Raw genomic sequence first — 24,228 nt, 5'->3', positions numbered from 1 at the left:
AAGTCCCGCCACGCCCCCTCCAGACAGGCCCGCACCCGACTTCTGCACGTCGGTCGTCACGCCCGCCCGTGGCAGCGTGTCGCCCGTGGCCTCCCCCGACAGCGGCGACTCCGTCACCCCCGACCTCGACGCGGCGTTCGACCCCACCGACCCCCGCACCGTGTTCCGCGCGGAGGTGACGCAGCTGCTGGAGTCAGGGCACGACGCCGACGCCGTCGTCGTCCTGACCCATCGCGCCGAGGCAACCGACCCGCTGGACCGTGCGAGCTGGTGGGCCCTCGTCGACGAGCTCGCGGAGGTCCCCCGCTCCCCCGACTGGCGCTACGAGGAGCCCGAGGGGATCGCGCAGGTGCTCGATGCCCTGCCTGCGGCGAGCAGCGGCACTGAGGAACGGCTGGCGCTGGCGGACGACGTCGTCCACGACCGCATCCTCGCCGGATGGCTGGGCCGGGTGGCGGGCTGCATGGTCGGCAAGCCGGTGGAGGACGGCGACGTCTGGACCTCCGACGTGCTCCAGCGCTACCTGCGTACCGCCGGCGCGTGGCCGCTCACCTCGTACGTCCCGGTGCTCGACCCGATGCAGGCGTGGGCGAGGCTCCGCGAGGACTGCTGGCGGCAGACGACGCTGGGTCACGTCGATGGTTCAGCTCGCGACGACGACATCGACTACGCGCTGCTCAACCTGCACCTGCTCGAGCGCCACGGGCCAGAGCTGAGGACGATCGACGTCGCCCGCGCGTGGCTGGAGCTGCTGCCCTTCCACCAGGTCTACACGGCCGAGCGGGCCGCGTACCGCAACCTCGTCGAGGGCGTTCCGGTGCAGCAGACGGCCCGCCGTCGCAACCCGTACCGGGAGTGGATCGGCGCGCAGATCCGCGCCGACGCGTTCGGCTGGACCCACCCCGGCCGCCCGCGAGCCGCCGTGCGACTCGCGCTGCAGGACGCCGTCCTGTCCCACACGGGCAACGGCGTCTATGGGGAGGCGTGGGCGGCTGCGCTCATGGCGTGCGCTTTCACCGCGACTGACGCGCGCGAGGCGCTGGAGGCGTCACTGGAGCATGTGCCCCCGCGCTCGCGTCTGGCCGAGGCGCTGCGCCTCGTGCTGGACTCCCACGCCGCGGGGGAAACCTGGGAAGACGGGCTCGCCGCCGTCCAGCGGCTGACGGGCCGTTACTCGTGGATCCACACGGTGAACAACGCGGCACTCGTGGCCCTCGGGCTGCTGCAAGGCGACGGCGACGTCGCCGCGAGCATCGGGTACACGGTCATGGGCGGGTGGGACACGGACTCCAACGGCGCGACCGCGGGCTCGGTGGCCGGTGTGCTGTCGGGGACGGCGGGACTGCCCGGTCACCTGGTCGACCCGCTGCGCGACACCGTGCGCTCCGCGCTGTTCGGCTTCGACGGTTCGCGCATCAGCGAGCTCGCCGCGCGCACCACCCGCCTCGCCCTCCACCAACCGTGATCATGGGCGCTGTGCACAGAACTCATCGTGATCATGGGAGTTGTGCACGCGGCCGCTCACGCGTAGAGGCGTGTCGCTCCCAGCTCTGCGAGACGCGGGGCGCGACCATCAAATGGTGGACTGCCGACTGCCGCGCCCTGCCCGCCACCGAGCGGCCCTCGGTGCTGCCGCCGTTACGGTGACGGCGACCCTGGCCGTCGGCACCATCTTTGGGATCGCCGGCTCGTCGCCAGCACAAGCCGCGGTGGGTCCTTACGACGCGCCCACCACCATCGCTGGCTCAACACTCACCGACGCGGATGCGGTGGCAGTGAGTAACGGAGTCACCTACGTCCTTGACGGCGCAGCCCAAAAGATCCGCACCTGGACGGCAGCCACCGCAACGTGGGGCCTGATCGACTTGGCCTCGCTCACCGTCTCGTCGGGGGGCGCCTTACCGGCAGTCGCAGTCTCCAGCACCGCCTCCGATATCGCTATCTACAACAACACTCTCTACATCGCGGACACCGGCAATAACCGCGTCGTGTCATTGTCCATAGCGTCCCCGGTCGCCCTGACGCTGGTCGCAGGCACGGGAAATTCCGGCGGCCTTTTCGACGGAACCGTGAGTGGCTCGAACTTGAGCGCCCCTCAGGGAGTGGCTGTCGATGGGAGCGGAAACCTTTACATCGCCGACACCGGCCATCATCAAGTGATCAAATTTACTGCGGCAGCCGCGCACCCTTTGAGCATCGTGGCCGGTAATGGTCAGACGCCACCGCCGACGACCGCAAATGCAACGAGCCTCAGCTCTCCCAAAGACATAGCGATCGATGGCTCCGGAGTTCTGTACATTTCCGACACCGGGTACAACCGCGTGGTCAAGGTCGGAAGCGGAGGCCTCACCACCGTCGGCTCGGTGACATTGCCGGGGTCAATCGCTGTCGGCGGAGATGCTCTTGCTGTCGCGAGCGGCGGAGCCGTTCAGGTGCTGGCGACAGCTGGCGGCTCCCCCGCAACGGTGAGCACCCCACTGAGTCCGCCCCTGTCGTCGATTTCCGGAATCGCGATGACCAGCACCGGCGACATCACCGCCGTGGAGCCCGCTGGAAACTTATCTCGAGCTATCAGGATTCCCGTGTCAGCTGGCGCTTCGTCTGCACCGGTTCTCGCGTCATCCATGACCATCACGATGAAGACCGGCGATGCCCTCTCGAGGGCACTCAGCGCCCCCGCCAACCCTTCGGCTACGTGGTCAATCCTCGAGACGCCAGTCGGGGCCCCAACATTGGTCATCGATGCCCAGACAGGTCTGCTCACTGGAACGCCATCGACTGCAGGCTCCTTCATCTACAAGGTGCAGGCGGCCAACGCGCTAGGTAGGTCCTTCACGCTGCTGACGCTGAACGTCGGAGTAACCCCCGCCAAGCCCGCCACGGCACCCAAGGCCACTCCAGGCCAGGGCAGCGCAACCGTGACGTGGGCAGCTCCCACGCCGAGCGCCAGCGCTAGCCCCAGCTCGAGTCCGAGCGCCTCGGCGGGCCTGTCAGATGCCATCACCGGCTACAAGATCACGCCATACGTGAACGACGTCGCCGGCACCTCGGTCACCGCGTCCGCCACCGCGACCAGCACGGTGGTCACCGGGCTCTCATCCGGTACCTCGTACAAGTTCAAGATCGCCGCAGTCAACGCGTTCGGCGACGGCGTCGACTCCGACGCCTCCAACGCCGTCACCCCGTTCGGCGGCGTCGTCCAGCCGTCCGCGGGCCTGACCCGCTACGAGGGCACCACCCGCATCCAGACCGCCGTCTCGGTGTCGCAGCAGCTGTTCCCGGGCGCGGGGAGCAGCCGCGCCGTCGTCATCGCCTCCTCCACCAACTACGCCGACTCCCTCGCCGGCGCACGTCTCGCCTCGGCCGTCGGTGGTCCGCTGCTGCTGACCGACCCGCTGGCCCTCAACATCGAAGTGGCCACGGAGGTGGCGCGCGTGCTGGCGGTCCCCTCCACCGCAGCCGCCAGTACGACGTCGTTCCAGGGCCTCGCCGCTGCCGAGAGCACCGCTCCGAAGCAGACCGCCGTCGGCACCGTGTACCTACTGGGTGGCACGTCAGCGGTCTCCGCCGCCGTGGAGACCTCGCTGAAGGCCGTGAACGCCAAGTACACGATCAACCGCATCTCGGGCACGGACAGGTTCGACACCGCCGTCAAGATCGCGGCTCAGACAGCCGTGGACGACGGCGGCTCCAGCGCCCCCATCTACGTGGCCAGCGGCGCGAACTACCCCGACGGCCTGGCCGTGGCGGCGCTTGCCGCCCGCACGGGCGGCGTCGTGCTGCTCACCGACGGCGCCAAGATGCCGGACGCCACGCTGAAGTACCTGCAGACGTACGACCCGAACAGCGAGCTCCTCGTGGCCATCGGCGGCCCCGCCGCCACGGCGACGAGCGGCCACGGCGCGGAGCGCGCCGTCATCGGCACCGACAGGTACGACACCGCCCGCAAGGTCGCCGAGCTGTTCACCTCCCCGACCGGCTCCTCCTCGGTGCGGTCGGTCGGCCTGGCGACGGGCACGAACTGGCCTGACGCGCTGGCGGGAGCCGCGGCGATGGGCAACCTCGACGGTCCGCTGCTGCTCACCCCGCCGGACTCGCTCTCGTCGTCTGCGTCGACGGCGATCACGTCGCTGGCCAAGAAGGGCAAGGCCAGCTCGGCCCTCGTCTTCGGCGGGTCGGGCGTGGTCTCCTCCAGCACGGCGTCGTCGTTCTCGAAGAACGCGACCAGCTGACCCCTCAGCACACGATCAGCACACGATCAGCAGGCGTCTGCCAGCTCCTGGGGCGTCCGCAGCAGCTGACCGGCGCTGTCCCACAGCCCGTGCGGCTGCTCGGTGGGCTTCCACTCGGCGTACATGAGCTCGTCACCGGCGGAGTCGAGGGCCCAGACGTATCCGGCGCCCCGCTCTTCGACGGTCACGACGAGCTCGAGGCCGTCGGCCGCCCAGCGGCACTGCAGGTCGCCGTCGGAGTCGATGCCGACCTGCGGCTGGGGGTCGCCGTCGCGCTGGATGAACGCCACGGCGCGGAAGAGGTGCCGCGGTCCGGCCATCGATGCGAGGTCGACGGGACGGCCGGGCACGGCCACGAGAGCGAGGAGCTGTTGCTCCACGCCCTTCAGAGCATCGCTGCGTCTGGTCACACCCGGTACATCGGCCCGTTAGCCGTTCGGGTTCCGGCCCACGAGCGGGGGACACTCGACCGGCCGCTTCGCGTCACCCCGGTGGATCAGCGACCAGGCGCAGGCGTGTCCTCGCCGCCGCGCCGTGCCGAATCGGGACGATTCGCTGATCAGCCGCGGCGCCGCGGAGCCGTCCCTAACCTCATGCCCCGTCAGACATCCCGCTCGACGAGGAGCTTCCCGTGTCGCAGATCGCCGCCCGCACCAGCCACTCCGCCAGCAACCCGTTCTCCGTCACGCTGCAGTTCGCGCGCGTGGTGGGCAGCCTGCTGCGGCTTGCCCTTCGCATCCGCTGAGGCTGGAAAGACCAGATCACCAGCAGGATCAGGACGACGACGACGCGAGAGGCGAGCCGTCGGCAGGCTGCGCCGACACCGGGGCGGACTGGGGGCACCTCCCGCTGGCAGGGGACCACGCCCGCCAGTAGTCGAGCACCGCGTCGCCGTCGATCGCGGGAGCGAACAGCCATCCCTGGATGGTGCCGACACCCGCCCGCAGGCACACCGCGCGCTGCTCGGGGGTCTCGACGCCCTCGGCAGTGACGTCGGCGCCCGTCTGTCTCGCCATCGCGGTCACCGCGGTGATCAGCAGCTCCGCGTCGGGTGCGCTGCGGGCACGGGACGTGCCGGCGCCGGGCAGCAGGCTGCGGTCGAGCTTGACCAGGCCGACGGGCAGCTGGGCGAGCCTGCCGACGCCGCTGTAACCGACGCCGAAGTCGTCGACACCGAGGGTGACGCCGGCGTCGACAAGCCCCTGCAGGCGCATCAGGGCGCCGTCGTCCAGGTGGAGCCGCTCGTGCTCGAGGACCTCGAGCACGAGGCGGTCGGGAGTGGACCCGGCAGTGGCGCAGGCGCGGGCGACGACGTCGGCAAGGTCGTCGCGCAGCACGCTCGTGCGGCCAAGGTTCACGCCGACGCGGTGCACGCGGATGCCCGCGGCGTCCCACCGGGTCATCTGGCGCAGCGCCTCGGTGAGTACGAGCTCGTCGAGCTCACCGCCCAGCCCGAGCCGCTCCACCGTCCCGATGAACAGGTCCGGGGGCACCATCGACCCGTCGGGTCGGCGCCAGCGCACCAGCGCTTCGACCGCAAGCGGCTCGCCGTCGGTGGCCTTCACCACCGGCTGGTAGCGCACGAGCAGCTCCCCCGCCGCGCGACTGCCCGCCAGAAGCGCACGGAGCGCAGCCTCCACGGCCGTCTGCTCCCCCGCCGGGTTCCCTTCCCGGGGCGCCCTCGCTGCCGGGACAGCCGGAGCGGTCATTCGGCGGCGAGCGGCGGGTGTCACCCTTGAGAGGTCGGCAGATGCGATCAACTCCTTGAAGGCTCGGGCACCACCGCAGCACCGTGACGTTCGAGCGAAGCGCCCTCGACGTCGACGTCGGGGATGATCCGTGCGAGCCAGCGCGGGATCCACCAGGCGCTCCTGCCCAGCAGGTGCATCACCGCGGGGATGATGAGCAGCCTCACGAGGAAGGCGTCGGCGAGGACGCCGAAGGCCAACCCGAAGCCGAACGCGCGGATGATCACCGAGTCGGAGCCGCTGAACCCGCCGAAGACGGAGATCATGATGATCGCCGCGGCGATGACCACGCGGCGTCCGGCTCGGACACCCGCGGTGACGGCGGTGCGGGGGTCCATGCCGTGGGCGTACGCCTCGCGCATCCCGGACACGAGGAACAGCTGGTAGTCCATCGCCAGCCCGAACATGATCCCGATGACGATGGTCGGCAGGAAGCTCAGCACCGGCCCGGGCGTGCTCACACCGAACACGGATCCGAGCCAGCCCCACTGGTAGACCGCGGTGATCGCGCCGAGCGTGGCGAACAGCGACAGGACGAAGCCGAGCGTGGCGGTGACCGGCACGAGCAGCGACCTGAAGACGACGACGAGGATCAGCAACGACAGCCCGACCACGAGGCCGAGGTACCCCGGGAGCGCGCCCGCGAGCTGCTCGGAGACGTCGATGTTGCCGCTGGCGCTGCCGGCCACCCCGTAGCCCTCGGGCAGGGCGCGGATGTCCTTCACGAGCTGCTCGGTGGCCACGGCAGTGGGTCCACTGTCGGGGACCACCTGGAAGGCGAGCAGGCGCTGGTCGGCGGACGCGCCGATCGGGGCGACGGCGGCGACGTCGGCCAGACCCCTGATCTCCTCGGCCACGCGCACCTGCTCAGCCAGCTGGTCGGTGCCCGTCAGGGGCTGCGGCAGATCGGCGACGACGAGCAGCGGCCCGTTGGCGCCGGCGCCGAAGTACTTCTCGGTGAGCATGAAGGCCTGGTACTGGGTGGAGTCGACGGACTCCGAGGAGCCGTCGGGCAGGCCCAGCCGCAGCGAGGCCGCGGGGATGGCGAGCACCCCGAGGACGGCGACACCCAGCACCACGGTCAGCGCAGCGCGCACGGTGCCCATGGGCCGGAGCGCTGCCTGCCGGGCGGTCTCGGCCTCGGCGGCGGCGCGGCGCTGCTCCTCGGCGGCGGCGTCGTGCCGACCGTAGAACGTGCGCTCGCGCCGACGCAGCACCCGCGCGCCGAGCAGGGACAGGACGGCAGGTGTGAACGTCACGGCCATCGCCACGGCCACGAGCACGCAGAACGCCCCGACGGTGCCCATGAGCCCGAGGAAGCCGATGCCGGTGACGTTGAGCGCGGCGAGCGCGATGACCACGGTGAGCCCGGCGAAGACGACGGCGTTGCCGGCCGTTCCGGTGGCCAGGGCGATCGACTCGCGCAGCGGCATGCCGTGGAGCAGCTGGCGGCGGTGCCGGTTGAGCAGGAACAGCGAGTAGTCGATGCCGACGGCCAGGCCCAGCATCACGCCCAGCATGGGGGTCACGGAGATCATGTCGACGACGCCGGACAGCGACAGCGCGGCGGTGACCCCGACGCCCACGCCCACCACGGCGGAGACGATCGGGACGGCGGCGGCGATGGCCGTCGTCAGGACGACGAACAGGGTGATCGCTGCCACGACCAGGCCGAGGGCCTCCCCCGGCCCGAAAACTTCCGGCACCTCCTGGACGAGGTCCTGGCTGAGGGCCACCTGCACGCCCGCGGGCTGGTTCTCGCCGGTGAGCGCGTCGGCCACGGCCTTCTTGGTCTCGGGGGTGACCTCCTGCAGCGGGATGCTGAACTGCACGACGCCGAGCGCGGTGCTGCCGTCGGCCGACACCTGCCGCACGCCGTCGGCGGCCGTGACCAGCCGGGAGCCGAGGTCGACCTGGCGTGCCTGCTCGTCCAGCTGGGCCTTGCCCGCGTCGAGCTGCGCCTGCTGCTGGTCGAGCGCGGCGAGCTGCGCGCGCACGCGCGCCTGCCCGGGGAAACCGCCGGGCATGCTGGACAGCACCCCCTCCAGCTGCGCCCTGCCGGCGTCGAGCTGGGCCTGGGAGTCGTCGAGCTGCGCACGCGCCGCCTGGACCTTCTGCTGGCCATCGGTCAGCTGCTGGACCTGCTGCTCGCGCTGCGCCGTGCTGGCGAACGGGTCGATGGCGCCCTTGACGCCGGGCGTGGTGGCCACGCGCTGCAGCACCGCGGCGATGGCGGAGCGCTGGGCGTCGGTCAGCGCGGCGTCGTCGTCGGAGTGGAAGACCACCGTGGCGCTGCCGCCGCTGGCGTCGGGGAACTCGCGCTGGAGCTGGTCGACGACCTTCGCCGTCGGCGTCCCCGGAAGGCTGACCTGAGAACTGAGCGCACCCCCGAAGGCGAGGTAGCCGGCCACGCCGAGGGCGAGCAGCACGCCCCAGGTGCCGAGCACGGTGCGGGGGCGGCGTGCGGACCGGAGTCCGAGCGCGAAGAGCCAGCGGGCCACGTCAGGCGCCTTCCGTCGAGCGGGCGAGGGTGGAAGCGGGAGCGTGAGAAGCGGTCACCGCAGCGCCAACGCGGCGGCCGAAGCCGTCTCGCACTGCGGAGAACAGGACGGCGAGCAGCTCGGACCACCGGCGGCGGCTCGCGTCGTCGAGAGCGCCCTCCGTCTCGTCGAGCCACGCGGTGGCCACCACGGCCATGCCGTTCGCGACGACAGTGGTCAGGAGCTCGAGCTCGAGGGGGGCGACGTCCGGGTACCGCTCCCGCAGGCGGAGAGCGGTCCCGGCGCCGAACTGCCGCATGGCCTGCTCGCGCACGCGCTCCGCGGCCGGCTCGCAGCCAGGCCCCGACAGGGCCCGCCCGAGCCAGCTGAGCGTGGTCGCCAGTTCCGGCGTGGAGAGGATGGCTTCAAGGTCGTCCAGGGGTCCGGAGCGTGCCTGGGAGGCGGCGAGGTCTGCTTGGACGGCAGTGATGGCGCTCGCCAGTTGGGCCTCGACAGCGGCGACCACCACGTCTTCCAGGTGGGAGAAGTGGTTGAAGACGGTGCGGCGCGAGACGTCGGCGCGGGCGGCGAGGTCATCGGTGGTGAAGCCGGAGGGGCCTCGCTCGTCGACCAGGGCGCGAGCCGCGGCCACCAACGCCGCGCGGTGACGCGCCTTGAGCGCCGCCCGGCGGTCGCTGGGATCGGCGGGATCCCCCGGTTCGGGCGGTTCAGTCGCTCCCTGAGCCAGCAATCGCACGGGTCAATCTTGCACCCAGTGCAACGCTGCACGCAGTGCACCACGCGCATCAGCGTCGCAACGGAGACGTGTCCCTGGTCACGACACAGCCATTGCGCCAGCAGGATGATCTCCACCGGAAGTGCTAGCGATTACTCAAAGTTGCCGAGCAGTCTCTCTCCGTGACCACTTCCCAGAACCGCCGAAGCCGCCGCGCCGCGCTCCGCCGCGCCGTCGGGCTTCCCGTCGTCGTCTCGACTCTCGTCGCCGCCGCGGGCCTCGCCACGGCCGCTCCCGCACTGGCCAGTACCCCCGGCAGCCCCGACCTCCGCGCCACCACCTCCGGCAGCATGGACGACGGCACGATGTGGGGCGACCACAACTGCGACCTGCTCTCTTTCAGCCCCAGCTCGAGGGTCTACGACCCGCTGCGTGACCCGGGGTCGCTGTACTCGATCACCACGGCCATCGGCGCTCGCGACGTCTGGGGTCAGACCGACTCCCGCGGCCAGGCCATCACCGGCAAGGGCGTGACCGTCGCCGTCCTCGACAGCGGCGTCGCCCAGATTCCCGGACTGAACAATGTCGTGCAGGGGCCGGACCTGTCCATCGAGGGCAACAGCCCGCAGCGGTTCTCCACCGACACCTTCGGTCACGGCACGCACATGGCGAGCATCATCGGCGCGAACGACCCCACGTGGACGTCGTGGACCGGCACGCCTCAGAGCTCCGACGGGCGGGCCCAGCTGGGCGTCGCCCCCGGTGCCCAGCTGCTGGCGCTCAAGCTCGGCAACACCGACGGCACCACGGACGTCAGCCAGGTCATCGCGGGCATCGACTGGGTGGTCGAGCACCGCCGCGACAACGGCATGAACGTGCGCGTCATCAACCTCTCCTACGGCACTGACTCGACCCAGGCGTACCAGAGCGACCCACTGGCCGCCGCCATCGAGCGCGCCTGGCAGCGCGGCATCGTCGTCGTCGCGTCCGCCGGCAACGAGGGCAAGAACTCAGGCGGCATCAACGACCCGGCCTACGACCCCTACGCCATCGCCGTCGGGTCGACGTCCCCGAACAACTCCACCCTCACCCAGCTGGTGAACACCTTCACGCCGCTCGCCTGGAAGGCGTGGCAGCAGCCGAGCAGCTCCGACTTCTCCTCCCGCGGCACCTGGTCGCGCACCGTCGACATCGCCGCCCCGGGCAAGTCCGTCGCAGGTCTGCGCGACTACAACTCGCAGATCGACCGCCAGCACCCCGAAGGGCGCGTCTACCAGGACGCCACCGGCCGCCTCTTCCGCGGCAGCGGCACCTCGCAGGCCGCAGCGGTGGTCAGCGGAGCTGCGGCGTTGCTGCTGCAGGCCAACCCCAACCTCACCCCCGACGCCGTCAAGGCTGCCCTGACCTCCACCGCCACTCCGGTCTACGGAGCAGACCAGCGGGACGTCGGCGCTGGTCAGGTCAACGTCAAGTCGGCCCTGTCGGTGGTGCAGAACGCCGCCCGCGGCAACTGGAGCGCGCAGAACCAGATCTCCAAGCGCCAGACCTGGCAGACCTCCAACGGGCTGGGCAGCCTGGAGGCCGCCCGTGGCGGCGCCAACCTCGTCGACCCCGACAACGGCGCGGTCCTCCAGGGCGAGATCGATGTCCAGGGGCAGCGGTGGGACGGCCGGACCTGGAACTACCTCGCCTCCCGTGACGCCACGTGGTCCGGCGGCATCTACATGAACAACCGCTGGACGGGTGACCGCTGGAGCTCCGGCACACAGTGGCAGGGTTCGCGCTGGTCGGGCTCCCGCTGGTCCGGTTCGCGCTGGTCCTCCGTGCAGTGGGACGGGTCCCGCTGGTCGGGCTCCCGCTGGTCGGGCTCGCGCTGGAGCGGCAACAACTGGTCCTGATCCGGGGCTGAGGCTCGCCTCACCCGTGTCCCCCTCTCAAGTCCCCGTGACCTTCGTCCGAAGGTCACGGGGACTTGCCCGTTCACGAGCGGACCGAGGAGGGGAAAGGTATGGCCGTCGAGCGCGCGACGTCGTGGGCGGCACGGACCCTCGGTCCAGGTGGCCAGACGCTTCTCCTGACCGTTCTCATCGCGGCCGCGGGCCTCGCGGCATTCACGTCGCTGCCCTCGGGCTCGCTGCTTCCCTCCCCGGTCGGCTGGCCGGGCCTCGTGGTGCTGTTCGCGGTGCTGCTGGCCACCGAGATGCGCCAGGTGCACATCGAGGTGCGCCGCCACGCTCACAGCTTCTCGCTCACCAGCGCGCCTCTGGCCGTGGGCCTGCTCTACTGCTCGCCCGATGTCCTCGTGGCGGTGAGGCTCACAGCCGCGGCGGTGGCCTTCGCCCTGCAGCGGATGCGTCCCACCAAGGTGGCGTTCAACCTCGCCGGCTACTTCCTCGACGTGTGCCTCCTGGTCTTGCTGGCTCACCTCCTCTCGGGCCCTGCGCCCGTGCTCGACGGTCTCCTGGCACTCGTCGTCTACGCAGCCATGACGATCTGCGAGATCGTGGCTGCCTGCCTGGTCCTGCTGGTGATCCGCATCCACACCGGCCCCCTGAGCGCGGCTGACCTGGCCGAGGCGCTGATCACGTCGGCGGTCTTCGTCGTCGTCTGCGCGGCAGGGGCGCTCAGCGCGGCGCTGCTCCTCGAGCGGGGTGTGCTCGGCTGGGCGCTGCTCGCGCTGCTCGGCTCCCTGGCGTTTGCCAGCTACCGGATGCAGGCGGCGGCACGCCGTCGCCAGGCGTCGATGGAGGTGGTCAAGGCCTTCGTCGAGCTCGGCGCGCAGACCGCCGCCGAGTCCGGCGACCTGGGGCAGGTGCTCCTGGGAAAGATGCGCCAGGTGGTCCGGGGAGAGCGCGCAGCCATCCTCCTGCCCGTGGACGAGGCGGACGGCGGCGGGTGGGCCGTCCAGAACAGGGTCCAGGAGGACGGCACAGAGCCCGTGGCCCATCGCATCGGCCGGCGTGCACAGGACGCCGTGCTCGCCGAAGCCGCACTGACCACCACCCCTCGGCTGATTCGACGCAACTCCCCTGACCGCGCCGACGCCGCCTTCCTGGCCGGGCACGACCTGCGCGAGGCCATGGTCTGCCCGATCGACCTCGGCGAGCGCCGCGGCATCGTCATCGTGGCCGACCGCCTCGGGGAGACCTCCACGTTCAGCAAGCACGACCTGGCGCTGCTGGAGACCCTCACCGGGCACCTCGCTGTCGCCCTGCGCAGCGCGTGGCTGCTGGAGAAGCTCCGCCACGACGCCACGCACGACCCGCTGACAGGTCTGGCCAACCTCGCCGGCCTGCGGGCCCGCGCCGAGGAGCTCGCTGGAAGCGTGGAGAAGGAGGACGACGACGACGGCGGCGGTGCGCCGGCCACCGCCACCGCAGTGTTGGCGATCACCCTCGAGCGCGCCGGTGAGGTCAACACCGTCCTGGGCCACCACGCCGGCGAGGAACTCCTCGTCCGCGTCGCACGACGCCTGGAACACACCCTGCCCGAAGCCACCATCGCCCGCGTCGGCGGCGAGGAATTCGCCGTACTGCTCACCCCACCCACCGACCAGCCACCGCTCGTACACGCCCTGGCCGCCGCATCCCTCCTGGAACAGGTCGTCGCAGAGCCCGTACAGCTGACCTCGGCGACGGTCTCGACCAGCGCCGGCATCGGCGTCGCCGTCGCCGAACCAGGCGAGGGTCTGGGCGACGTGCTACGCCGCGCCGACACCGCACGCACCGCCGCCCCACCCGGCTCCCGCGGACCGGTCGCCTACACCGCCTCCATGGACGAAGGACGCGCCGAACGCGTCGGGCTCCTCGCCGACCTGCACCGCGCCCTGGAAGACGAAGAACTCGCCCTGCACTACCAGCCCAAACTCGACCTCGCCTTCGGCCTCGTCACCTCCGTGGAATCCCTCGTCCGCTGGGACCACCCCCGCCTCGGCCGCCTCTCCCCGGACACCTTCGTGCCACTGGCGGAATCAACCGCACTCATCGAGCCGTTCACCCACCACCTCCTCGGCAAAGCACTGCACCAGGCCCGGCGCTGGCAAGACCAAGGCATCGACCTGTCGGTGGCGGTCAACCTCTCAGCGCGCAACGTCGTCGACCCGGAGCTACCCGAGAAGGTGGCCGCCGCCCTCGCCGTCGCCGGTGTCCCCGCATCACGCTTGACGCTGGAGATGACCGAGAGCTCCATGGTGGAAGACCCACGGCGCACGATCGAAGTGCTGGAACGCCTCGCCGCCATCGGCGTGACCATCTCCCTGGACGACTTCGGCACCGGCTACTCCAGCCTGTCCTACCTGCAACGGCTCCCAGTCCGCGAACTGAAGATCGACAGGAGCTTCGTGCGAGGACTGGAAGCCACCCACTCCCCCGAGAACGTCGCCGTCAGCGCGGCGCTCATCCGCAGCATCACCGCCCTCAAGGACGCCCTGGGACTACGCGTGGTCGCCGAAGGCGTCGAAGACCACCACGTACTGGAGCAACTACGCGACCTGGGCGTCGACCTCATCCAGGGATACGTCATCAGCCGCCCCATGCCCGCCGACCACCTCGACAGCTCGATGTTCCGCTGGCACACCACCGACAACACCTCGCAAACAAACCCGCGCAGCGTGGGCACCGCGTGAGCGTCCTGTGAGGCAGCGATGAAGGCGTTCTGGCTCCGGGCGGCAGCGGCGTGGGCGTGGGTGAGGCGCGAGCAGCTCGCCCGCTACGACGACCGCACCCTCGTCATCATCGCCGTGTGCCTGGCCGTTGCCCTCGGCGCGGTCAACGGCGTGTCCCAGCGCTGGGCCGAGGGCGGCACGCCCCTGCTGCTGCTCGCCGCAGGCGGCCTGCTGTCGTCCACCGCGGTCGCGATGGGGGTCTGGCGCGGTCGGCTCGGAGACTGTGCCGCCACCGTGTGCCTGCTGCTCCTCGTGACAGCAGCCACGCTGCAGACGATGTCTACGCCTGCGGACCAGTCGCGGTGGGTGAGCATCTACGGCCTGGCGGGCGTGCCGATGGTCGCGCTGATGCTGACGCGGCGCAGGGGCACGGCCATCGTCACCGCCGGGGCAGTGCTGCACAGATCGCGATCATCGCCAGCAGCAACCCGACGGTGCGGACGCTCGTCACCGAGGTAGCCGTCGTGCTGATCTGCCTGCCGGTCTTCGTGGGCTACACGGCGGTGCTCCTGCGGCGCTCGGAACAGCTGCGCCTCACGGCCCAGCACATGGCCGAGCACGACCAGCTGACAGGGCTGCTCAACCGCCACGGCATAGCCCTCAAGACGCCGGCGCTGATCAAGCGGGCTCGTGCCGAAGGGCGGCACATGGGCGTGCTCGTGCTCGACGTCGACCACTTCAAGAACATCAACGACAGCTACGGCCACGACGCCGGCGACGTCGTCCTGGCCTCCCTCGGCACGGGCCTGGTCTCGTGGGTCAACGAGGGCGACCTCGCCGTGCGCCTGGGCGGCGAGGAGTTCGCCGTGATCGGCCTCCACGACCATCCCGACAGCGCGCGGCTGCTGGCGGAGCGGCTGCGCTCCAGTGCCTCGCAGCTCCAGGTCGTGGCTGCGCTGCGGTTCACCGTCAGCGTCGGTGTCGCCAGTACCGTGCCGGCGCCGCTGGCGTCTGACGAGCCGGTGTCCTACCGAGAGCTCACCACGGCTCGGGCCGCCGCTGACGCCGGCGTGCTCAGCCAGCTCCTCAGCGCCGCCGACGGCGCCCTCTACCGCGCAAAAGCCTCCGGCAGGAACCGCGTCGAGATCACGCCCGAGCCTGGGGCCGACGCGGCGCCCACCCTCGTCAGCAAGGGTTGAGAGCCGCCGCGGCAGGGCTCACCACGGTGGGCCCACCGAGGACGACGACGCGCTGCGCCCCGAGCCTGCGGACCTCGGCGAGCGTGGAGGCGGGCACGCAGTCCTTGCCGGTCAGCAGCAGCGGCACGCCGCTGGGACCTGAGACGGCAGCTCCCGCAAGCCCGTCGGGGAAGCTCGTGCCACTGGCCAGCATTACCGCGGAGAGGTTCTGCACGCCGTCCGCGGCCTTGGAGGACGGGCTGCCCTGGCCGTTGATCTGTGCGCTGGTCCGGGCCGCGGTCTCGTAGCGGTCGGCACCGTAGGTACGGGTGACGGGGGTGCCGGGCAGCAGGGTCTTGAGCTGGCCGACCACGGCGTCGGAGACGGTGCCCGGTCCGCCGAGCACCACGACGCTGCTCGGCGCGAGGGTCTTGATGTCGTCGGACAGCGACATCGGCAGGCGCGCGGGGTCGGTCAGCACGAGGGCTCCCCCGACGGCGCCGGCGGCGGCGCCTCCGCCGAGAGCATCGGCGAATCCAGCGCCCGAGGCGATGTACAGCGGCTTGCCCGGGTCGGCGAGGACGCTGGCGGCGTAGCCGGCGGTGTCGTACCTGTCGTTACCGTCGAAGCGCTTCACCAGCGCGAGGTCGCCGAGCTGGGCGCTGATCCTGTCACTGACGGACTTGCCGCCGCCCAGCACGTACACCTGCTCCACCTTGAGCCGGTGCAGCTCGGCGCGGACCTGTTCGGGCAGCTGCCCGTCGGCGGGCACCAGCAGCAGCGGTGCGCGGTACTGCGCAGCCAGGGCACTGGCGGCGAGCGCATCGGGCCAGCTGGCGGCCGAGGCGATGAAGGCCGCGTAGGCGCCGTCGTCGTCGGTGAACACGGCCTGGCTCACCGCGACGGCGGTGCCGATCCTGTCGTCACCGGCGATGCGCTGGACCTGCGGCGGCGCGGTGGCAGCCGTCGTGGCCGTCGCCCCGGTGGTGTACGCACTGGCGCTCGCCGCGGTCCCCAGCACGGTGGTGGCAATCAGTGCGGCGCTCAGCGCCGCGGCCCTCCACCCGGTGGTGCGCACAGCGGGTCCCCCAAACGTGATCGGTGTCCCTGACACCGTGACACGCAGGGAGGCGAGCTCCGCGGCGCCACGCCGAGGGGGGTAGCGAGGCGCCGCGGATCCTCAACGGGGGTGTCAGAGGACGAAGCGCCCCGTGAGCTCGGTCAGCTTCGCGGCGGATGCCGTTACGTCGGTGGCTGCGGAAGCGGTCATCCCCGCGCTGGCGCGGTTCTGCTCGGTGCCCTCGGCGATGCTGGAGATGTTGGCCGAGATCTGCTCCGAGCCGGTGGAGATCTCCGTGACGTTGCGGACCATCTCGGACGTCGTGGCCGACTGCTCCTCCACCGCGGCGGCGATGGTGGCCTGCACCTCGTCGATGCGCGCGATGACGTCACCGATCTGCGTCACCGCCGACGCCGCCGAGGCCGCGTCTCCCTGGGTCGCGGAAACCTTGCCGATGATCTCGTCCGTGGCCTGGGCGGTCTGACGGGCCAGCTCCTTGACCTCACCGGCGACGACGGCGAAGCCCTTGCCGAGCTCGCCGGCGCGGGCGGCCTCGATCGTGGCGTTGAGTGCGAGCAGGTTGGTCTGCTCGGCGATGGAGGTGATGAGCTTGACGACGTCGCCGATCTCCTTGCTGGAGACCCCGAGCCGCTCGATCGCCCCACCCGCGGCACCGGCGGCAGCCACCGCGGAGGAGGCCATCTGGGAGGCCTCGCTCGTGGCGGTCGCGATCTGGGCGATGGCGGCGGTCATCTCCTCGCCAGCGGCAGCGACCGTGGAGATGGAGACGGTGACCTCCTCGGAGGCTGCGGAGACGACCTGCGTCTGGGCCGCCGCCTCCTGCGCACCGGAGGAGAGCTGCACCGACACGCTGCTCAGGGAGCTGGACGAGGCGTTGAGCGCGGTCGCCTCGTCGCGGATCTCGCGCATCGCGGCGGAAAGGGCATCCAGGGAGGTGTCGGTGGCGGCTGCGAGGCGGCCCACCTCGTCCTGACGGTCGAGCTTGACGCGCGCGTCGAGGCGCCCTGCAGCCATGCCCTCCACCACGGCCAGCACCCGGGCGAGCGGGCGGGCGGTGGACCGGGCGACGGCGACGGCGATGGCGACGGCGAGCGCCGCAGCGAACAGCGCGCACACCACCAGCATGACGACGGCGGCGCGGTAAGCAGCGGCGCCGTCGTCGCTCATCGCCGTGGCAGCCGCTGCCTCGACCTTGACGATCTCCTGGAGCGCCGTCGTCATGACCTGAGCGGCCGGCGTGGCGACCTTGGTGCGCTGGTCGACGAAGCCGTCCAGGTCGTTGGCCTTGGCCAACGCCAGCAACGGGGGCAGCGTGGCGCGCCACGCAGCGAGGCCGTCCGTGAACGCTTTCTGCTGTGCGGCGCTGGACGCCGGGCTGGTGGCCAGGTAGTCCTTCCAGTGCTCGTCGATGGTCTTCTGGTCGGCGTCGAGGGCCGCGATCGCCTTCTCCGTACCGGCCGCGTCGGGGGTCAGCGCGGCATTGGCGAGGTCGAGCCGGGCCTGCACGAGCGCCGTCATGACCTGGTCGGCGGTCTCCACGGAGACCAGGCCGCTGCTGGCCAGGTCATCGAGGTGCTTCTGCGACTCCCCGAGGCGGACGACACCGATGCCCGCCACCACGAGCAGCAGCGCCAGTACGGCCCCGAACCCCAGGTAGAGCTTCGCGCCGATGCGCAGGTCTGCCAGACGACGGAACACAGTGCCCCCCCAGGGCCTCGGAAACGTGCCGATGTCCCCCCTTCATCGGACGTCAAGCCCGAGAAGTTGACACGAACCGCCGTCCCTCCCCCGGGGCTCCCCCCTCGGTGCCTTCCGCCCCGCCCCGTCCCCTTCTCGCACTTTCCGCGGCAAGTGCGCCATGCGGCCCGTCAGAGCCGCACTTTCCGCGGCAAGTGCGAGAGGGGCCAGGACCGGAAGGACGACGACGACGGACGGCGATCGCGGCAGGAGCTTCGCCCTACGCTGCTGGACGTGTACTCGAGCTTCACCGTCGACGGATTCCGCGGCCTGGATCACCTCGAGGTGCCCCTGAGCCGTGTCACGGTGGTCACCGGACGGAACGGCGTCGGCAAGTCTGCTCTGCTCGAGGCGCTGTTCCTGCACGCGTGCGGTGCACACGCGCCCATGAACGCACTGCAGGTGCTGCGGCCCATGCGCCACCTGCTTCCGCTGTCGCGGAGCCAGTCAGGTGAGTCCGTCGATCCGTGGCGGACGTTCTTCCCCGCGTCTGCCCCCTCGGGTCCCATCAGGCTCGTCGCCAGCGTGGACGGGAAGCAACGCGGTATCGAGCTGCGACCGGCAGCCGCCGCTTCATCCGGCACTGTCCTCATGGACGTCGAGGGGAGCCCCCGCACTGCGGTAGGACTCGAGGTGCGGGTGCTGGGCGAGGAAGGAGCAGAGCACCGCGATCACCGCGTGCTGGTCGCTCTCGACATCACGGGCACCCGCATGAGCTTCACCGCCGAGCCACCGGTGAATGAAGATGGCTTCGAAAAGGTGCGGATCATCAAGGACGTGGGTGCTGTCGACGTCGTCGACGCCTACACAGCGCTGCGCCTCTCCGGGGGCACTTCGGCGCTGGTCACAGCGCTCCGCTCCATCGAGCCTCGGCTGGTCAGCCTGGAGCTCTTGGCCTCTGAAGGACCGACCGCCCTGCACGCTGTGTTCGAGGAAGGCCCGCCGATCCCCTTCACCTCGCTCGGCACAGGAATCCACCGGGCCCTGACCTACCTGCTGGCAGCCTCGACAGCGCCAGGAGGCCTGCTCCTCATCGACGAGATCGAGGATGGTCTTCACCACAGCGTCCTCGTCAGCATGTGGTCGCACCTCGTCGAGGCCACCCGGGCAACAGGCACCCAACTCGTCGTCACCACTCACAGCGACGAAGCCATCCAGGCCGCGGTCCTGGCCCTGCGCGACGGACACCTCGACGAGCTGAGTCTCGTCAGGTTGAGAGATGCCCGCTTCGACAACGGTGGCTGGGCTGGCGCTGCCGCCGGTCGGGTGCGGCCGGTCGTGCTGTCGGGGGCCGCCGTGGAGCAGGTGCTCTCCGTATCGGCGGAGGTCCGGTGATCTTTCCTCGGGAGGTCAGCGTCGGCGACCTCGAGATCGTCTGCCCGACGGTGGTGCTGGCGGAGGGGAAGGACGACGCCGAACTCGTCCAGTACCTCCTGAAGAAGCACTCCACCGACCTACCGGACCTCGACGGCAAGGTCCAGGTCATCAATTGCGACGGCGTCGACAACATCCACAAGCTGGTGATCACCGTCGCGACATCCGACCTCTTCCAGTCGAGACCAGGAACGCTGGGCATCGTGACGGATGAGGACACCCTCGAGCGCGCTCTCGCACAGATCGCCCCGGTACTCGACACGCACGCGGGCACCCGCCTGCCACATCCCGGAGAAGTCCACACGGTCGCGGGTAAGCGCACCGGCCTGTTCGCGAGCCCGGGCCGGGGGCAGCGAGGGGCTGTGGAAGGTCTCTATCTGGCCGTCGCGTCTCCGGAGCGACGCCGTCTCGCGTCGACGTACATCGACGACGTCGAGCAAGCACTCGAGCCTGTCAAACATCGCCAGAAGGCCGAGCTTCAGGCCGTCCTCGCGGGCCTCCCCCTGAGCCCCCGCAGTCCGGGCGACGCGCTGCAGACCAACAAGCGGCTGATCCACGATGCTGCCGGCTTCAGTCCGCTCATCGAGTGGCTCCGCCTCCTGGCAGCCAGCTGACCGAGGATCGTCAGCGCGCTGACGGACAGCGTGGAATGCAGCGCTCAGGTCCTTGATCTCGGTGTCGGAGGAGGGGTTGGTTCGCCGTGGCGGGGAGGCTCGGGCGCTGCCGTCGTCGTCCCCATCACCGTCGCTTTCGGTGCCCGCGCTTCCCGCATCCGGGTGGCCAGGGTGGTGCCCAGCGTGGTGCCTGCCGCGAGGCCGATGCCGATCGTCGCCGCCTCCAGCAGCAGCCCGCCGCCCGTGCCGGTGGGGGCGCCGCTGACCAGGGCGAACAGCCCGTTGAAGATCGTCAGACCTGGCAACAGCGGCACGATGGCGCAGGTCGCGGTGACGGCGGCCGGCACGCGCGTGCGACGGGAGAGTCTCTCGGCGCCGTAGCCGACCACCAGGGCGGCAAGCGCGCCAGCAACGGCGGCCGAGGCGCCCGCCGTGGTCACAAGGCTGGAGACGCTGAACGCCAGCGCCCCCCACGCGGCCGCCTGCAGGGAGGCACGCGGCCCGGCGAAGGACGACGCCGCCCACGCGCCGGAGGCCACCGCGGCGGCGGCCAGCTGGACGGGCCACGGCCAGAAAGCGTCGGCGCTGGCGGACAGGGCCAGCTCCACGCCGAGCCGTGAGGCGATGTCGAGCACGCCCCCGATACCCACCACCAGGCCGAGCGTCAGCAGCAGCACCTCCAGGAGGCGGCCGCTGGCGGTGACGGGGAAGCCGTTGATCGCGTCGTCCGCGGCGCCCACCAGCGAGAGCCCCGCGAGCAGCGCGATGATCCCCGAGGCCACCACCAGCGACGGCGGCAGCGCCGTCAGCGACACCGGCAGACCGGGCACCGCGAGCAGCGCCACCGCCACGGTGGTGGCCATCGCCGATCCCGCGGCCTGCAGGAAGAACGCCGGCAGTCCCCAGCGGCCGAGGCGGCGCAGCACGAGGTCGATGGCGGCGGTGGTGGTCGCGGACAGCAGCATCACGGGCAGTCCCCCGCCGAGCAGCACGGCCACCGCGGCCGCCATCGTGGCCAGCGCTGCCGTGACGAGCGCGGGCCGGTAGCGGTGGGGCGCACCGAGCACCTGGTCGAGGCTCGCGTGCACCTGCTCCAACCGCTGCTGCACCGCCTCGCGGGCGGCCGGGTCTTCCAGGGCGCGAGTGACGTCGGGGACGCCGGGGTCGAGCTGCACGTCGTACGCGAGGGTGGTGAGACGACTGAGGCGGTGGTAGTCGGCCGCGCGGGACTGGACCACGCGCAGCACGCTGACGCTGCTGGCCTCGCCGCCGTCGTGCGCCACGAGGATGACGGTGAACGTGAGGTCCACCTGGCAGGGCACCCCGAAGGTGGCGCAGAGGCGGCGGATCACGTCGGTGCAGACGGACGCCGTGGCGCCGAGGGAGAGCATCGCCTCCCCGAACCGCACCGCCACCTCGATGACCTCGCGCACCTGCCGCTCGGCGAGACGGGCGCGAACGGCCCGACGGCCGACGGGGCTGGTGGGCACCTTGCCGCTCATGCTCTCGCCGAGGCGGGCCAGCAGCTGCCGGCGAGCGCGAGCAGCGTGCGCGCCCCCGCGGGGCGTGTCCGCTTCAGTCATCGGAGATGACGCTAGCTGGCGTCGTCGAAGGTCTTCCAAAACAGCTGCGCGCGGTGGAACAGGCGGCGCTGGCCGGTGCGGTCCACCTGATAGGAGTGCACGACGCCGCCGGTGACGGCGTCGGTGTCGTCGCGCCACAGCCAGCCGTAGCGCCGGGCGTGGGCGCCGCGCCACTCGGCGCCCTCGGGCCCGAAGGCGGTGTCCAGCGCCGTCTCGCTGACCGTCCCCTTGACGGTGGCGCGCAGGTCGTCGGCGCCCGCAGCGCCCATCTGTGGGCCGAGGCCGAAGTTGGTGGACCACAGCACCTTGGCCACGGCCCGGTGATCGGGGTGCCGGTACTGGAACCCGGCGGCGGTGACCTCGTCGTAGTACGACCCGACGACGCCGCGGCTGGGCAGCGTCGGGTCGATGCCGAGCCGGCTGCGGTTGTCGCGCACCGCCTGCATCGCCCATGCCACCTCGGAGGGGGTGAGGTCGCCGTCGCCGAGGTCGAAGACCACGAGGGCGCCGTGCCCGCCGTCGTCGGTCCAGACGCGAGCGGTGCGGTCGCGGCTGGCGCACTGGTCCTCCTCGCCGTCCACGCGGCAGACCCGGGTGCTGCGCGAGCCGGCGAGACGGGTCACCGCACCGCGGTCGGTGAAGGTGGCGGGCACGGAGGGGTCGGTCACGGCCATGTCGGTGAAGAAGCCGCGCCAGGAGTCGAGGCGGGCCTGCTCGCACGAGGCCGTCCAGCGGCCGCGGGGCATCGGCACCGGCGCCGGTTCGACGGCGGGCTCGTAGCCGGGGGTGTCGGGCGCGCAGTTGGCGGTCTGCTCACCGCGGGTGAGAAGCACGAACACCTTGAAGAGGTCGGGGGTGTTCTGTACCTGCGACCAAACCTCGAACTCGTCGTCAGGGTGCGGCAGCACCGCGTAGAGCACACCGGTGACGCCGGGCGCCGTCGTCGGGCGCCACTGCTCGGGGACCTCGGTGCCTTCTGGTGGGGTGGTCACCGTGGTGGTACCGGCGAAGGATCGCTCGCTGGCCGCGAGCGCGGGGGCGGCACTCTGGAGGACTCCGAGGACAACGACGACGGCGGCCGCAGCCGTCACGACGACGGCGCGCGGGCTCCGGAGCTGGGCGACACGCACCCCTCGATCGTGATCGGCACGCCGTGCGGATCCGGGGAGGCGCGCCGGGGGTCTGAGCTCACGAGAGCTCACGGGACGGTCAGGAGCGCTGCAGCTCCCGCTGGAGGCGCGCGACGGCCAGGCTGCGGAGCTCGACGTCGGTGAAGATGGGCACCGGGCGGGGGTCGGAGGCCGCGGCGCCGCAGGCGGCCCACTGCCAGGTCGGCTGCACGCCGCGGGCGAGGTCGAGCCCGAGCATCACGACCACCGCGTGCTGGTGCCCGCGCGCGGCGAAGCCGGCGAGGGTCCGCCATGCCTCGTCCGCCACGCTCGCGCGGCGAGCGGGGGACGCAGTCCGCACGCCGATGGCCAGCAGGCCGCCGCTGTCGTCGTCCCCGGGGGTGTTGGTACGGCGCACGACGAGGTCAGGTTCGACCCGGCCGTCGCCGTACTCGAGGGTCCACCCCTGCGGCAGCAGCGGCGCGACGCGACAGGCCAGCTCCTGCACCAGGTGCCGCTGCCCCACCGAGCCGGGGACGTCGGCAGGCTCGTCGCCCGCCGGGTTGCCGTCGTGCACGAGCGAGAACACGGCCCGCTTGACGAGGGCTTCCACCGTGACAAAGTCCATGTCACTCCATCGGCGTAACGGCGCTCCAGGTGTAGCGGGGCCTGGGACGACTTTGCCCCGCAGGCGGCGTCGGAGGCTCGGTTTGGGAACCTGGGACCATGGCTCGACAGCAGCGACCCCCTCGCCGCAACGCGACTCGTCCCCGCCAGGTCGGTCCCGCGAGCGCACCACCGAAGACGCCCCCGCCTGCTCCGCCGCGCGATGCGCAGCGTGAGAACGAGGCCGATGTGCCTCTTGCCGCTCTCCAGCAGGCGCTCGCCGAAGCTGGCGAGGGGCGCCTCGTCGACGACCTGCTCGCGGCTGCGCTGGCCGACATGCGCGCATCACGCCATCCCTTCGAGGCAGAGCTCGAAGGCTGCCTCCTGCTCGCGTCGCTCGTGGAGGAGCTGACGGCCGATGTGGAGGGCGACGACGACGGCCCCAGCACCGACGACGTCGTCGAGAGGCCCATCCAACAGCAGGTCAACGCGTTGGTCGCGCTCCTCCTCAGTGCGGCGGAACAGGAGGGCTCCCCCGACGACGCTGGCCTGTTGCGGGTGCTGTCCACCCTCCTGGGAGGGCGGGGTGCGGACACGGCGAAGGCGGCGGCCGAGCGGCTCGTCGCCGCGGGGGTGTCGCTGCCCCGCTGGGCGGCACCGGCCGGACGCCCGGCAGTGGAACGCGTCTGGTGCTATCGCGACACGCTGGGCGTCCAGGAGTCGATCGTCGTCGAGTTCGCCTACGGCCACCGGCAGCACGCGATGTCCGTGCTCATCGACCACGAGCTCGGCGGCGGCGTCAAGGACGTCTGGTTCACGGAGGGACGGGACGTCGCCCGGCTGCGCTCGGACTACGCCTCAGCCTCCGCCACCGAACCGATCACCGAGGTGCTCGACCTCGGTCCGGCCGAGGCTGCAGCCCGTCTGCAGCGGGCCCTCGAGCACCCGCCATGCCCGGAGCAGCCCGACCAGGCCGAGGACGTCGTCCGCTTCTTGCCCCTGCTCCGCTCGCGCGCGGCGTGGCTCACGGAGGCCACCGCAGAAGTCACTCCCGCACCATGAGGTCCAGCCCGCGGTCGGTCAACCACCCTCCGTGGCCCGCTGGCTTCGCGACGTCGTCGGGCTTGGCCGGTCAGTAGGGTCTCGG

General features: G+C 71.4%; 18 protein-coding genes and 1 pseudogene. 10 read left to right on the top strand and 9 right to left on the bottom strand.

Translation table 11 applies throughout. The features are described 5' to 3' along the window. Positions 1-85: 85 nt before the first annotated feature. From BXY45_RS12615 to BXY45_RS12610, 3 genes and pseudogenes are all read left to right on the top strand, one after another. Positions 86-1,465 (top strand): ADP-ribosylglycohydrolase family protein, encoded by a 1,380-nt coding sequence (locus tag BXY45_RS12615; RefSeq protein ID WP_211319526.1) that lies wholly within the window; start codon positions 86-88, stop codon positions 1,463-1,465. 112 nt (positions 1,466-1,577) lie between these two features. Then, a pseudogene (locus BXY45_RS24850) lies at positions 1,578-2,156 on the top strand (NHL repeat-containing protein); the annotation flags it as partial. Positions 2,157-2,624: 468 nt separating this feature from the next. Further along, entirely contained in the window at positions 2,625-4,232 is a 1,608-nt protein-coding gene (locus BXY45_RS12610; protein ID WP_245961788.1) for a cell wall-binding repeat-containing protein, read from the top strand. Between the two features lie 26 nt (positions 4,233-4,258). On the opposite strand, the gene BXY45_RS12605 is transcribed toward BXY45_RS12610, so the two are convergent. The 4 genes from BXY45_RS12605 to BXY45_RS12590 form a co-directional block, all read right to left on the bottom strand. After that, the gene (locus BXY45_RS12605; protein WP_109774871.1) at positions 4,259-4,612 is read right to left on the bottom strand and encodes a hypothetical protein; all 354 of its coding nucleotides are present in this window, start codon (positions 4,610-4,612) and stop codon (positions 4,259-4,261) included. Positions 4,613-5,005: 393 nt separating this feature from the next. After that, on the bottom strand, positions 5,006-5,872 hold the full coding sequence (locus BXY45_RS12600) for an EAL domain-containing protein (protein ID WP_170131482.1): 867 nt from the start codon (positions 5,870-5,872) through the stop codon (positions 5,006-5,008). 116 nt (positions 5,873-5,988) lie between these two features. Further along, on the bottom strand, positions 5,989-8,481 hold the full coding sequence (locus tag BXY45_RS12595) for an MMPL family transporter (RefSeq protein WP_109774869.1): 2,493 nt from the start codon (positions 8,479-8,481) through the stop codon (positions 5,989-5,991). Position 8,482: 1 nt separating this feature from the next. After that, positions 8,483-9,217 (bottom strand): TetR/AcrR family transcriptional regulator, encoded by a 735-nt coding sequence (locus tag BXY45_RS12590; RefSeq protein WP_211319525.1) that lies wholly within the window; start codon positions 9,215-9,217, stop codon positions 8,483-8,485. 161 nt (positions 9,218-9,378) lie between these two features. Between BXY45_RS12590 and BXY45_RS12585 the strand changes: the two genes are divergently transcribed. From BXY45_RS12585 to BXY45_RS12570, 4 genes are all read left to right on the top strand, one after another. Further along, the gene (locus BXY45_RS12585) at positions 9,379-11,094 is read left to right on the top strand and encodes a S8 family serine peptidase (protein WP_109774868.1); all 1,716 of its coding nucleotides are present in this window, start codon (positions 9,379-9,381) and stop codon (positions 11,092-11,094) included. A gap of 110 nt (positions 11,095-11,204) precedes the next feature. Continuing rightward, the gene (locus tag BXY45_RS12580) at positions 11,205-13,820 is read left to right on the top strand and encodes a putative bifunctional diguanylate cyclase/phosphodiesterase (protein WP_109774867.1); all 2,616 of its coding nucleotides are present in this window, start codon (positions 11,205-11,207) and stop codon (positions 13,818-13,820) included. An 18-nt stretch (positions 13,821-13,838) separates the two neighbouring features. Next, on the top strand, positions 13,839-14,318 hold the full coding sequence (locus tag BXY45_RS12575; RefSeq protein ID WP_109774866.1) for a hypothetical protein: 480 nt from the start codon (positions 13,839-13,841) through the stop codon (positions 14,316-14,318). Continuing rightward, the gene (locus tag BXY45_RS12570) at positions 14,294-14,998 is read left to right on the top strand and encodes a GGDEF domain-containing protein (RefSeq protein ID WP_109774865.1); all 705 of its coding nucleotides are present in this window, start codon (positions 14,294-14,296) and stop codon (positions 14,996-14,998) included. Before BXY45_RS12575 ends, BXY45_RS12570 begins: the two co-directional genes overlap by 25 nt. Here BXY45_RS12570 and BXY45_RS12565 read toward each other — a convergent pair. Together BXY45_RS12565 and BXY45_RS12560 are read right to left on the bottom strand one after the other, a co-directional pair. Beyond that, the gene (locus BXY45_RS12565) at positions 14,985-16,055 is read right to left on the bottom strand and encodes a cell wall-binding repeat-containing protein (protein WP_146211181.1); all 1,071 of its coding nucleotides are present in this window, start codon (positions 16,053-16,055) and stop codon (positions 14,985-14,987) included. The genes BXY45_RS12570 and BXY45_RS12565 overlap by 14 nt on opposite strands. 114 nt (positions 16,056-16,169) lie before the next feature. Beyond that, positions 16,170-17,756, bottom strand: a complete 1,587-nt coding sequence (locus BXY45_RS12560; protein ID WP_109774863.1) for a methyl-accepting chemotaxis protein — start codon at positions 17,754-17,756, stop codon at positions 16,170-16,172. A gap of 273 nt (positions 17,757-18,029) precedes the next feature. Between BXY45_RS12560 and BXY45_RS12555 the strand changes: the two genes are divergently transcribed. Together BXY45_RS12555 and BXY45_RS12550 are read left to right on the top strand one after the other, a co-directional pair. Then, positions 18,030-19,130: an AAA family ATPase gene (locus BXY45_RS12555; RefSeq protein ID WP_170131481.1), complete on the top strand. Its 1,101-nt coding sequence runs from the start codon at positions 18,030-18,032 to the stop codon at positions 19,128-19,130. After that, positions 19,127-19,783: a DUF3226 domain-containing protein gene (locus BXY45_RS12550; protein WP_109774861.1), complete on the top strand. Its 657-nt coding sequence runs from the start codon at positions 19,127-19,129 to the stop codon at positions 19,781-19,783. The genes BXY45_RS12555 and BXY45_RS12550 overlap by 4 nt, the downstream gene beginning before the upstream one ends. Positions 19,784-19,827: 44 nt before the next feature. Here the strand turns inward: BXY45_RS12550 and BXY45_RS12545 are convergent, their stop codons facing one another. The 3 genes from BXY45_RS12545 to BXY45_RS12540 form a co-directional block, all read right to left on the bottom strand. Beyond that, entirely contained in the window at positions 19,828-21,366 is a 1,539-nt protein-coding gene (locus tag BXY45_RS12545; protein WP_170131480.1) for a threonine/serine exporter family protein, read from the bottom strand. 11 nt (positions 21,367-21,377) lie between these two features. Then, on the bottom strand, positions 21,378-22,496 hold the full coding sequence (locus BXY45_RS23300; RefSeq protein WP_170131479.1) for a hypothetical protein: 1,119 nt from the start codon (positions 22,494-22,496) through the stop codon (positions 21,378-21,380). A 79-nt stretch (positions 22,497-22,575) separates the two neighbouring features. Next, positions 22,576-23,103 carry a hypothetical protein gene (locus BXY45_RS12540; RefSeq protein WP_109774859.1) on the bottom strand — a complete coding sequence of 176 codons (528 nt, stop codon included), beginning with the start codon at positions 23,101-23,103 and terminating at the stop codon, positions 22,576-22,578. A gap of 227 nt (positions 23,104-23,330) precedes the next feature. Here BXY45_RS12540 and BXY45_RS12535 point away from each other — a divergent pair, with 227 nt between their 5' ends. Next, positions 23,331-24,143 (top strand): hypothetical protein, encoded by an 813-nt coding sequence (locus BXY45_RS12535; protein ID WP_109774858.1) that lies wholly within the window; start codon positions 23,331-23,333, stop codon positions 24,141-24,143. Positions 24,144-24,228 lie beyond the last annotated feature (85 nt).

The sequence above is a fragment of the Quadrisphaera granulorum genome, from assembly GCF_003149145.1.
Taxonomy (GTDB): Bacteria; Actinomycetota; Actinomycetes; order Actinomycetales; family Quadrisphaeraceae; genus Quadrisphaera; species Quadrisphaera granulorum.
The sequence above is the reverse complement of the archived record's forward strand: the minus strand, read 5'-3'. Positions and strand labels throughout refer to the sequence as shown.

Bases quoted from the DNA above. Each gene is read 5' to 3' on its own strand.
- BXY45_RS12610 (WP_245961788.1), top strand. From the start codon at position 2,625: ATGACCATCACGATGAAGACCGGCGATGCCCTCTCGAGGGCACTCAGC.
- BXY45_RS12580 (WP_109774867.1), top strand. From the start codon at position 11,205: ATGGCCGTCGAGCGCGCGACGTCGTGGGCGGCACGGACCCTCGGTCCA.
- BXY45_RS12575 (WP_109774866.1), top strand. From the start codon at position 13,839: ATGAAGGCGTTCTGGCTCCGGGCGGCAGCGGCGTGGGCGTGGGTGAGG.
- BXY45_RS12545 (WP_170131480.1), bottom strand. From the start codon at position 21,366: ATGACTGAAGCGGACACGCCCCGCGGGGGCGCGCACGCTGCTCGCGCT.
- BXY45_RS12540 (WP_109774859.1), bottom strand. From the start codon at position 23,103: ATGGACTTTGTCACGGTGGAAGCCCTCGTCAAGCGGGCCGTGTTCTCG.